The 11446-nt window shown below is 64.1% G+C and carries 7 protein-coding genes; 5 read left to right on the forward strand and 2 right to left on the reverse strand.

The genetic code is table 11. The features are described from left to right. Positions 1-25 precede the first annotated feature (25 nt). From QM649_RS17085 to QM649_RS17100, 4 genes are all read left to right on the forward strand, one after another. Entirely contained in the window at positions 26-1324 is a 1299-nt protein-coding gene (locus tag QM649_RS17085) for a redoxin family protein (RefSeq protein WP_415200275.1), read from the forward strand. Between the two features lie 119 nt (positions 1325-1443). Further along, a complete protein-coding gene (locus QM649_RS17090) occupies positions 1444-3393 on the forward strand; it encodes an ABC-F family ATP-binding cassette domain-containing protein (RefSeq protein WP_415200276.1) in 1950 nt (649 codons plus the stop codon). 354 nt (positions 3394-3747) lie between these two features. After that, a complete protein-coding gene (ppc, locus tag QM649_RS17095; RefSeq protein ID WP_415200277.1) occupies positions 3748-6561 on the forward strand; it encodes a phosphoenolpyruvate carboxylase in 2814 nt (937 codons plus the stop codon). Between the two features lie 140 nt (positions 6562-6701). After that, the gene (locus QM649_RS17100; protein ID WP_415200278.1) at positions 6702-7466 is read left to right on the forward strand and encodes a plasmid mobilization protein; all 765 of its coding nucleotides are present in this window, start codon (positions 6702-6704) and stop codon (positions 7464-7466) included. A 133-nt stretch (positions 7467-7599) separates the two neighbouring features. Here QM649_RS17100 and QM649_RS17105 read toward each other — a convergent pair whose 3' ends face one another. Together QM649_RS17105 and QM649_RS17110 are read right to left on the reverse strand one after the other, a co-directional pair. Further along, complete coding sequence (locus tag QM649_RS17105; RefSeq protein ID WP_415200279.1) at positions 7600-8820, reverse strand: glycosyltransferase; 1221 nt, start codon at positions 8818-8820, stop codon at positions 7600-7602. 134 nt (positions 8821-8954) lie between these two features. Beyond that, a complete protein-coding gene (locus QM649_RS17110; RefSeq protein WP_415200280.1) occupies positions 8955-10136 on the reverse strand; it encodes a PHP domain-containing protein in 1182 nt (393 codons plus the stop codon). Positions 10137-10510: 374 nt separating this feature from the next. On the opposite strand from QM649_RS17110, the gene QM649_RS17115 reads away from it, so the two are divergent. After that, the coding region (locus QM649_RS17115) for a cation diffusion facilitator family transporter (RefSeq protein ID WP_415200281.1) at positions 10511-11446 on the forward strand (936 nt) is incomplete at its 3' end.

The following is an 11446-nucleotide window of genomic DNA, read 5'->3' on the forward strand; positions in this document are numbered from 1 at the left end:
TGTACCGCCGTGGTGGAGGAACCAGATGCGCGCGCGATCACTCTTTACCTGGCTCCTGCTGGCTCTCTGCTCACCCCTGCCCTCACTCGCACAACAGGCGCAGGATGATGCGCTGCACCTCCTCGACAAGGTCAGCAAGCGCTATGCGGGTGCAAAAAGCTATCACATCGAAGCGGTGATCGAGCGCAAGAGCTCTACCGAGCTTTCCACGTCATGGTCGAAGACATTCCTGCGAGCCGAAGAAGCACCCGGGGAGAGGTATCGCTTCGAAGGCCGCGACGCTCAGGGCTCGGGCATCATCGTCTCGGATGGCACGACCGAGTGGAATTTCTCCCGCACCTACGGCGCATATACAAAGAGCTCTGCAGGCACCTTCACCCCATACATCCATCAAGCTGTTTCCGACGATGTTCGCGTTGAACTCGGTGCCTACAACTTACGCGGGGATCTGGCGCGCACCGGAGACTTCGAAAAGTCGGCGCACTTCCTTCCCAAAAAGACCATCTCCGAAGCCGGACATGCAATTGCCTGCTATGTCGTCCATTACGGTTCGGAGGACGCCCGCGCTACTCCGCATCCAAGTACCGCTCAAACCACCCTCTGGATCGATAAGCAGACGCTCGCCATCGTCCGCACCAGAATCGAGTTCGACTGGGGCGCACCGGTCGACCCGAAGCACACCCCGCTCCATCCTATTCCCCACCATCAAGAGATCCTGACGGACTACACCGTCACGCAGTTGGACGCGCCGATCGCCGAAGACGATTTCACCATCACGCCACCACAGGAAGCAAGCCTGGTGGAGACGCTGCCTTCGGCCTATAAGCTGGTCACTCCCCCGCAGGCGGCTGCCGCAAAGCCGGATGCGAAGCCCGAAGACAAGCTCGGCCAGATGGAGCCGACCACTGTATACAGGGCGGCAGATGGCAGCGCCTTCCACCTCAGCAGCCTGCTTGGCCATCCCGTGCTGGTGGACCTGTGGGCCACATGGTGCGCACCCTGCCTCGGCGCTCTGCCTCAGCTTGACCGCATCCGCGCCGCCACGCAGGCTGCCGGCCTTGCCGTCATCAGCATCGACACAGACTCCGACCCAAAGGCTGGAGCCGCCTTCCTCACACGCAAGGGATATGGCTGGAAAAACTATCACGCGGATAGCCCCACCAGCACCGGCTTCCCGAACGAGACGATTCCCGTTTATGCCCTGATCGATGCCACAGGCAGAATCGCGTACTGCCACTCCGGCGTGAACGATGAAGCGGGACTTCTCCAGGCGATTGCAGAGCTCGGCCCCAGCTACGCAGCGGCCGTAAAGTCACTCCCTTAGAAGCGTTCGAACCCCGCGAACAGCGGGAGCAGCACGAAAGCCCGCGATCTTATAATCCGCACGAAAGGCAAGCGAAGCAAGCGTCCCGCCCCACGCGCAGTGGCCGGTAAAATAGCCTCATGCTGCAACTTTCCGGTGCGGGCAAGCGCTTTGGCACCAAGCTCCTCTTTGAAGGCGCCGACTGGCTCATCACCGCCAACGAGCGCACCGCGCTGGTCGGCGCCAATGGCACTGGCAAGTCCACGCTGATGAAGGTCCTCGCCGGCGTCGAATCCGTCGGCGGCCTCGACTATGGCACGCTCCAGCGCACCCGCGGCATGACCATCGGCTACCTCCCGCAGGATGGTCTCGCGCTCTCCGGCCGCTCCGTCTTCGACGAGTGCCTCTCCGTCTTCGACGGGCTCATCGCCATGGAGAAAGAGATGGAGACGCTCACCGTAGCGCTCTCCGAACTCGACCACACCAGCGCCGAGTACGCCGCAGCAGCCGATCGCTTCTCGCACATCAGCGCACAGTTTCACGCCCATGACGGTTACGCATTAGACGCCCAGGTAGGCACGGTGCTCACCGGCCTCGGCTTCTCGAAGACTGACTGGACGCGGCAGACGGAAGAATTTTCGGGCGGCTGGCAGATGCGCATCGCGCTGGCCAAGCTGCTGCTGCAGAAGCCCAGCCTGCTGCTGCTCGACGAGCCGACCAACCACCTCGACATTGAAGCACGTGACTGGCTCGAGAGCTATCTCCGGACCTATCCCAACGGCTACATCCTGATCTCGCACGACCGCTATTTCCTCGACGTGACCGTGGATAAGATCGTCGAGCTGTGGAACAAGCGCATCAATGTTTACCACGGCAACTACGAGAAGTACCTGACGCAAAAAGCCGACCGCATGGCCCAGTTGCAGGCCGCGTACAAGAACCAGAAGGAACACATCGAGCACCTCGAAGCCTTCATCTCGCGCTTCCGCTACCAGGCCACCAAGGCCAAGCAGGTGCAGAGCCGCATTAAGGAGCTCGACAAGATCGAGCGCATCGAGGTTCCAGAAGAAGAGCCGGTCATCCACTTCAGCTTCCCGCAGCCGCCGCCTTCGGGCCGCACCGTGGTCGAAGTTTCAGGACTCTCGAAAAGCTTCGGAGAGAAGAAGGTTCTCAACGACGTCAGCTTCACCATCGACCGCGGCGACCGCATCGCGCTCGTCGGCGTCAACGGCGCGGGCAAGTCCACCCTGGTCAAGCTGCTCTCGGGCGATGACAAACCCACCAGCGGCCTGCTCAAGCTCGGCCACAACGTGCTCGCCGACTACTTCGCGCAGGATCAGTACAAGGTGCTCGACCCCGAAGCGCGCATGCTCGACGACATCAGCAAGACCGCGCTCAAGGTGCCCGAAGCCGAGCTGCGCGGCCTGCTTGGCTGCTTCCTCTTCTCCGGCGATGACGTCTTCAAGCGCCTCGGCGTGCTCTCCGGCGGCGAGCGCAACCGCTACGCGCTGGCCAAGATCCTCGTCAGTCCGGCAAACTTCCTGCTGCTCGACGAGCCCACCAACCACCTCGATCTGCGCGCCAAAGACGTCCTGCTCGAAGCCATTCAAAACTTCACGGGTACAGTGATTTTCGTCTCGCACGATCGCTATTTCATCGACCGCATCGCCACCCGCGTCATCGAGGTCGCCGACGGCAAGGTCCACGTCTTCCCCGGCGGCTACGAGGATTATCTCTGGCGCAAGGAAGGCGGCGCAGCCGAGCTGGCCGCCGCGACTGCAGCAGCCGCGAAGCAGCCTGTGGCCGTCGCACCGCCGCCCGCACCGGAACCTGTGACCGCAGCCCCAGAGACCGCAAAGAAACGCGTAAATCCGATCAAGCTGAAGCAGATGCAGGATCGCCTTGCCGCCGTCGAGACCGAGATGCCGCAGCTCGAAACCGCGATCACCGAAACCGAGACCGCGCTCGGCAACTTCGTGAGCATGGAAGAGACGGCCCGCCTCTCCAAGGTCCTCGAAGGCCTGCGCACCATGCAAACCGCCCTCACCGAGGAGTGGGAAGGCCTGATGCTCGAGCTGGAAGAAGCCTAGCTGGTGCGCGCAGGGCGAACCGCCTTCGTCCTCCGCTCCCGCTGGTCGCGACTAGGGCTCAGATAAAGCATCTGTCATTCCGACCGGAGCGAAGCGAAGTGGAGGAACCTGCAGTTCTCTTCCAACTCGCGAGGATACGGGTTCCTCACCCAAGCCCGGTTCCGGCTTAAGTGGGGAACAAAGACCCCAGCTGCGGCACGATTCGGTTGCCCACATCTCGCGCCTTCCGAGATGTGGGTTCGCCGAACCGGCCATTTTCCCCACAATTCAGATCGCGACCAGCGGGAGCGCCACGCGAAGCAATTCGCCCTGCGCACAGCGGCCCTGTGCGCAGCAGCTGTAATAATCAAGGGGATGCCATCACTCTGGAAACCTGAGAACTGGGCTGAGCGGCTTGCTGAGCTTGAGGCGCGTACTGGCGATCTGAAAGAAGTTCCGCTGCGGCGCGATGTGCGTTCGCTGGGCATGCTGCTGGGCGAGGTATTGCGCGAGCAGGCCGGCGACGCGTTGTTTGAGAAGGTCGAAGCTCTCCGGCAGGCAGCCATCCGCCGCCGCGAAGCACAGGCTGAAGGCAGTCTCCACGAAGCCGACCAGCTGCTGCAGAAGGCCATGCTCGACGTGAACGCGATGCCCGTGGATACGGCCTACGCGCTCAGCCGCGCCTTTGCCTTCTACTTCGAACTGATCAACCTGGCCGAGACCAACCACCGCAAGCGCCGCCGTCTCTCGCTGCAGCTCAGCGGCGACAAGGCCTCGCAGCGCGGCTCGCTCCGTGGCACTCTGCGCGCCATGCGCAAAGCCGGCATCAGCGCCGAAGAGGCGATGCAGTGGCTCTCGAAGATCTTTATCGTGCCGGTCTTCACCGCGCACCCCACCGAGATCGCTCGCCGCTCCGTGCTGACCAAGCGCCGCCGCATCGGCGAATTTCTCGAGAAGCTCGACCGCATCCCGACGCCGGAAGAAGAACTCGAGGCGCTCGAAGCCGAGCTGACCGCCGAGATCACCGCGCTCTGGCAGACCGATGAAGTCCGCAGCAGCCGCCCCCAGGTGGCCGACGAGATCAAGATGGGCCTCGACTACTACGAGGTCTCCATCTTCGAAACGCTGCCCCTGCTCTACCGCGAAGTGGCCGCGGCTCTCAAGGCCGAATACGACCTCAGCATCGATCTCTCCGAGCTGCCGCTACTGCTCGGCTTCGGCTCCTGGATCGGCGGCGACCGTGACGGCAATCCCTTCGTCACCACCGACGTCACCCGCGAGGCCATCGCCGATGCGCGCACCCGCCTGCTCGAGTTCTACGACCGGCAGACCCAGCAGATCATTGATCTGTTGACCACTTCCTCGCAGCAGCTGCCCGTCAGCGCGGAGCTGAAGGAGCGCCTCGACTCGTACCTGCAGCAGCTGCCCCACTCCGTCGATCCCATCTTCAGCCACCACTTCCAGTTCGAGCTCTACCGCCGCTTCATGGTCTGCGTGCATGCGCGCCTGCTGGCGACGGCCGGCTACGAAGCCGATGGCGAAGATACGCTCGAAGCCGCACTGAGCGTCCTGCCGCCCTACACCTCGGCCGCCGAGTTTCAGGGCGACCTGCGCCTCATCCGCGAGAGCCTTGCCGCCAATCAGGGACTGCGCCTCGCGCAGACGCTCATCGATCCGCTGCTGCTGCAGGTGCGCACCTTCGGCCTGCATCTGCACACGCTCGACGTCCGCCAGCACGCGCGCATCCATCGCAAGGCGCTGGAAGAGTCCTCGGCGTGGTGCGCAGGCAATGCAGAGACCATTCCCGGCGACCTGAGCGACTCGACCCGCGAAGTGATCGAAACCATGCGCACCATCGCTGAGGTCAAGGCCGGCTCGAGTCCCGAGACCATCCGGCAATATGTCATCAGCGGCGCCGCCTCGGTCGAAGACGTGCTTAATGTCGCCTGGCTCGCGCGCCTCGGCGGCGTAAACGTGCCCGGCAATGCAGAAACCGGCGACCCCGGCCTGATGATCGTCCCGCTCTTCGAAACGATCGAAGACCTGCGCAACGCGCCTGAGATCTGTCGCACGCTGTGGACGATGCCCGCCTACAAGCAACTCCTCGCAAGCTGGGGCAACGAGCAGGAAGTTATGCTCGGCTACTCCGACTCGAACAAGGACGGTGGCATGCTCACCAGCACGTGGGAGATCTTCCGCGCCCATCGCGCCCTGCACGAGGTCGCCCGCGAGTGCGGCGTCACGCTGCGTCTCTTCCACGGACGCGGCGGCACCGTCGGACGCGGCGGCGGCCCCACGCACCGCTCCATCTACGCGCAGCCCGTCGGCGGCTTCGAAGGCGGCATCCGCATCACCGAGCAGGGCGAAGTTCTCAACTTCAAGTACTCGGATGTGGTGCTCGCCGAACGCAATCTCGAACTGATGATTGCCGCCTCGCTCGATGCGCTTGCCCGCCCGAACGCCCGCGCCAACGGCCACCAGACCGGCGTGCTGCTGCCCGCGTGGGAAGCGGCCTTCGACGAGATGTCCGCGACCGCCTATGCCTTCTACAAGGCCAGCATTCTCGAAGATCCCGAGGTCCTCGAATACTTCGAGCGCGGCACCCCGGTGAGCGAGCTCGAGCACGCCAAGATCGGCTCGCGCCCCTCGCGCCGTGGCGGCCGCATGAGCTTCGAAAGCCTGCGCGCCATCCCCTGGGTCTTCGGATGGACGCAGAGCCGCCAGCTTATCCCCGCATGGTTCGGCGTCGGTCACGCCTTCGAGACCTACATGCAACAGCCTGGCGGCCTCGAGCGCCTGCGCGAGATGATGGCCGAGTTCCCGCTCTTCATCGACCTCGTCCGCAACGTGGAGATGGCCATGGCCAAGGCCGACCTCGGCATCGCCGCCCTCTACGCTTCTCTCGTCGAGGACGCAGGCCTGCGCGATCGCGTCTTCGGCAAGATCAAGGCCGAGTTCGAGCGCACGCTCAAGGCCATCCTCGCCGTCACCGGCCAGTCCGAGCTGCTCGAGAAGAACCAGGTCCTCGCTCGCTCCATCAAGGTCCGCAACCCCTATGTCGATCCGATGAGCCTCATCCAGGTGGAGCTGCTGCGCCGCAAGCGCGCCGGCGAAGACACCCCCGAGGTGAACCGCGCCATCGCCGGCACCATCAATGGCATCTCCGCCGGCCTGCGCAATACCGGCTGATACCGTCGTATCGATCCAGAACCACTTCGGAACGGTCAGCGATTCTGCTCTGTTCCGGAACAATCCGGCAAGAAAGAAGCCCCTGCGAGCCTCAGCCCGCGGGGCTTTCTGCGTATGCTCGCCTCACGGAGGTGCAGCCCATGACCATGTCAGCCGGAGCGGCGCGCGCGGAGCAGGAGAGCAACGACGAAATCGAAGCAGTGCTGGGGCGCTTCCAGCGGTGGACCGCCAGCCGGGGTGAGGCCATGCCCAAGGGCGTTCGCGAGCTGACCTACGAAGAAGCGCTCGCCTCCAGCCGCTCGCGCTGGTCACAGCACACACAGCCGGAAAGTCCCGCGCCCATGCCCCACGAGGACACCGGCGATGCGACGAACCAGCGCGAGCTGCGAGCCGAGCCGGGAGTAATTCCTGTCGCTGCTCCCGCCGCGGCTGCACGACCCGTTCATCCGGCCCCCGAAGTCAAAGCGGCGAACCCGCCGGCGTCCAGTACCCATTCCACACCGGCAACCTTTCGCGAGGTGATGGCCGAAACCGTCCGAGAGACAGCGCGCCCCAAAGGCACGGTGCTGGCAAGAACGCGGTCCGGAAACGGCATTCCCGGCTCGGAGCGGCAGGTCTCCATCAGCGTCCGCATGGCGGCATCCGAGCAGGCGCTGATCCGCCTCCGCGCCGCCGCCGCAGGCATCTCCGCCCCGGCCTATCTCAGGCAATGCGCGATCGAGGTCGAAGTCCTGCGCGCCCAGGTCGAGCAGCTGATGGCCGCTGCCGCCCGCGCGCGGCTCGCCGAGCTGACTGCGCCCGCCCCACCGCCGGTCTTCCGCGACAGCCTGCGCGAAGGCTGGTGGTCCCGCTGGCGCCGCGCCATGAACCCCGGCCGCAACAACCAGCTCTCCCTGCGGGCATGAGCTCTCTACGCAATATGGGTGCCCCACGTCTCGCTTCTGAGACATGGGAAAGCACGAACTCATGTTTGCCGTGCCATTTCGACCGAAGCGAGACGTCTTTATGTCTCGCGCACCGGAGGAATCTACAGCACCCTCAGCCGTGACCAGCGGGAGCGGGCGTCGAAGGCGTGTCGCGCTGCGTGAAGCGGGCCGCAGGTGCAGGCAGCACCTCGCGATACCCCTGATACACCGCGTCGAAGACCGAATCCCACGACGCCTTTCCGGCAGCAACGCGTGCCGCGTCGCGCATCGCCGCGTGCCTTGCCGGATCGGCGATCAGCGAGGCGACGGCCTCCGGAAACTCCTCATCGCGGGCCACCAGCCCGGTCTCACCCGGCGCGACGATCGAGGCAGGACCGCCATCCGGCGTCACCATGGCGGGCACACCGGAGGCCAGCGCCTCCAGCACCACGTTGCCGAAGGTATCCGTGTGCGACGGGAAGACGAAGAGATCCATGTTCGCATAGGCCCTGGACAGAGCCTCGCCGCGCAGCACGCCGGTAAACTCCGCGCCCGGCAGATGTTCGCGCAGCCACGCCTCTTCCGCTCCCTGTCCAATGATGCAGAAGCGGAAGTTCGTCACCCCGCGAGCCGCCAGCCCTTTCTGCACCTCGGCCAGCAGCGCCACGTTCTTTTCAATCGAGAGCCGCCCGACGAAGCCCAGCACAAAGGCCTTATCCTCCGGCCGGCGATCGCGATGCGCAGGCGAGAACAGTGCCGTGTCGACGCCGCGCTGCATCAGCCGGCAGGGCCGGTGCGTGTGCTTTTCGAGCAGAGCGCAGAGCCCCGCATTTGGCGCAAACAAAACCTTCGCCAGCGAGTAGAATTTTGCGCTGGCCAGCAGCGCCAGGTGCTCGATGCGATCCGCCGCGGGCTCGCGCTTTGCCTTTGGCAGCATGCGGAGAAACCAGCCCGAGCGCCGCGCCGCATATTCATGCACATTCGTGTGCCAGGATGCCGCCAGTGGCAGGCCGAGATGATGCGCCAGCGCCGCGCCCAGCAGCCCGTTTTCACTCGGCCCGGTGATGTGAATCAGGTCCGGCCGGAACTCGCGCAGCGCGGTCGTAATCATCGGCAGATGCCGCACGTACGCCGGATCGAAGCTCAGACCTTTATCCAGCGGAATTGAGAGCACCCCGCGGTTCAGGTCCAGGGTACGCAGTTCGCCTTCGCGATCCTGCCGCGTCGGCTGCTCGCCCGCGCGGATGCAGAGAAACGGAAGCCCCCGCCGCCGCGCGTATTCGACGAAGTGGCGGCTGGTGTGGGCAACACCATTGATCTCATGAAAAGAGTCAGGAAAGTAGGCGACCCGCATGGGAAGTAGGGTATTCGGGGATGGTCCGGTGCGAAAAGTGGGAAACCGGAATCCCGGCGACCCCGGAGCGGGTGGGCTAAGGCGAAAATCGGACGGATGCGGGCGGAGAGCGGACTCACTCTCCGCCTGCAAGATTAAAGGGCTTCTTCGCCGAGGGCGAGGTTCAGCTGGTGTGACTCGCTCCACGCCCGGCGCAGACCGCCCGAAACCGGGGCCTGCCCCATCATGCGGATGGTCGCCAGGATGTAGCGGAAGTACCAGGGCGCGCGACCGTCGCCCGGCCACAGCTCGCTCAGCGAGCGGACAACGCCGTTCGGATCCGGATGGAAGACGCGCTCATCCCACTGCCGCGAACCCTGCGGGAACTCGGGGTAATTGCGGATGGCGTCGAGGGCGGACTGCAGGATGCGGTGCTTCCAGGGCTCGGCATACTGCGGCATGAAGAGCACGTGGCTGCGGCCTTCGTAGCGGACCTCGTGCACGAACTCGGTGAAGGAGGTCGCGCGCGTCAGGTTGATGTTCGCGTTCGGCTCCATGCCGTGGCGGTCGCCGCCGGAGATCAGCAGCTTATCCCACTCGCGGGCCATGGCCTTCACTTCGCGATTCTCATCCCAGCTGCGCAGGCCGTTCAACTCCAGCGCGTGGATGAACTCGCTGTTCTCGGTCATGAACTTCTGCACGTACGAGAGGTGCTTTTCCTTGCCGATGATGTACAGGTCCCACAGCGGGTGGTTGAAGACAACAAGCACGTTTGGCAGGGCATGCAGCGCGGCCAGAATCTCGTTCAGCCGCTTCGCCTGCTGCTCCGGCGTACCGGGATTGGCCGTGTACTCCTCGAAGGTCTTCATCCACTCCTGGCCGGTTTCGCTGGGCAGGTTGTGAATGCCGAGGTGGAAGCTCTGGTCGCCGCCATAAGGGGCGCTCCATTCGACCGAAACCGGGATGTGACGGGCCGCAGCCACGGTGCGCAGCAGCATCGGCGCGCTGATCGAGTCGTGGTCGGTAATCGAAACCAGCGGGGCCAGGCCCTGCTTCTCGATCTGCTTGCTCTCGAGGTCGAAGGCCATGCGCGGGTTGAGCGGCGGCGTCCAGTAGCTGGCCGAGTAGTTGATTCCCACGCCGTGATTCGCGCGGGCGCGGGCTTCCGCACCCTGGATCAGCGTGCGCACCCAGCCATAGCTGGCGCCGAAGTTGGCCAGGAAGTCGAGGGTTTCCTTGGACTGGTTGGTGTGGCTGTGCAGCGAAACGCCGGTCGTGTAGTCACGGGCGCTATCGGCATCTTTCCAAAGATAGGAGATACGGCGGAAACCGGCCATAAAAGTAGACCTCCCCGACATCAGATAACAACTTCGTACGAGCTTCTTGCCCCAAGTATCGGTCCTCTGAGTGAAAACGGCATTACGAAAACAACAAAGTGAGTTCAATACGTTACAGGAATCAAAAGGGATAACCGTCTCACCGAAACCGAAACCGCACTGGAAACGCACACACCGGGAGCCCCGCGCCTCGTTTCTCAGACGTGGGAGGAACTCGGGAAGACGCGAACCCAGTCCGAAACGAAACCACTTCTCGCACTGCACGAGATATAGGGCACCTGGGGGTTTGCTGCACCCTGCACCCTATTCCCCGCACCCTCGTAGGATGCACTACACTAAGCGCAATGCATGTCCACGTGAGCCCGACAGGCAAGATGCAGCGAATTCTGCGCATTTCCCTCGCCGCCACGCTCGGCTATGTGGTGCTCACCCTCCTTGCCGGGTTGCGCGCCCATTCGCTCGCCCTGGTCTCCGAGGCCGGGCACAACGCCTCAGATGCCCTCGCCCTGCTGCTCTCTTTCGTTGCCGTGCACTTCCAGTCCCGTCCGGCCACCGACGAGAAGACCTTCGGCTATCAGCGGGCCGGTGTCCTTGCCGCCTTCCTTAACGCCATCACGCTGATTCTGCTCAGCTTATGGATTGCCTTCGAGGCCATCCACCGTTTTGCCGAGCCCGCGCCCGTGCAACCGCGCATCATGATGCTGGTCGCCGCCGCCGGCGTGCTCATGAACGGGCTGGTCGCGCTCATGCTCTGGAAGGTCAGCCACGACGTCAACATGCGGTCGGTCTTCGTTCACATGCTGGGCGACACGCTTTCGACCGCAGCCGTCATCGTCGGCGGCGTCATCATCGCCGTTACCGCCCGCACCGGCCATGCCGCGGTCTGGATCGACCCCGCCCTCTCGCTGGCCATCGCCGCGCTTATTCTCTGGTCCTCGATCGGCATCGTCCGCGAAACGCTAAATATCCTGCTCGAAGGCACCCCGCGCGGCGTCTCCCTCGCCGAGATCCGCTCCCGTCTGGCCGCTATCGAAGGCGTCCACGACGTCCATGACCTCCACGTCTGGAGCCTCGGCTCGCAGACCAGCGCACTCGCCAGCCACGTGACCATCTCCGACATTCCGCCGTCCGAAAGCTCACTGATCCTCGAGCAGATCAACGGCACGCTGAAGCGCTACTTCCACATCCACCACACGACCATCCAGTTCGAGCACACGGACTGCCCCGTAGCCCACGGCTGCGTGATGCCGGTCGAAGAGCTGAGCGCCCACTCCCATCACCACCACGGACACGGCGGCCATCGAGCGCTT

Origin of the sequence: Silvibacterium sp. (assembly GCF_047605705.1) — a bacterium.
Taxonomy (GTDB): domain Bacteria; phylum Acidobacteriota; class Terriglobia; order Terriglobales; family Acidobacteriaceae; genus Silvibacterium.

Coding starts and splice junctions, on each gene's coding strand:
- QM649_RS17085 (WP_415200275.1), top strand. CDS start 26: ATGCGCGCGCGATCACTCTTTACCTGGCTCCTGCTGGCTCTCTGCTCA.
- QM649_RS17090 (WP_415200276.1), top strand. CDS start 1,444: ATGCTGCAACTTTCCGGTGCGGGCAAGCGCTTTGGCACCAAGCTCCTC.
- ppc (WP_415200277.1), top strand. CDS start 3,748: ATGCCATCACTCTGGAAACCTGAGAACTGGGCTGAGCGGCTTGCTGAG.
- QM649_RS17100 (WP_415200278.1), top strand. CDS start 6,702: ATGACCATGTCAGCCGGAGCGGCGCGCGCGGAGCAGGAGAGCAACGAC.
- QM649_RS17105 (WP_415200279.1), bottom strand. CDS start 8,820: ATGCGGGTCGCCTACTTTCCTGACTCTTTTCATGAGATCAATGGTGTT.
- QM649_RS17110 (WP_415200280.1), bottom strand. CDS start 10,136: ATGGCCGGTTTCCGCCGTATCTCCTATCTTTGGAAAGATGCCGATAGC.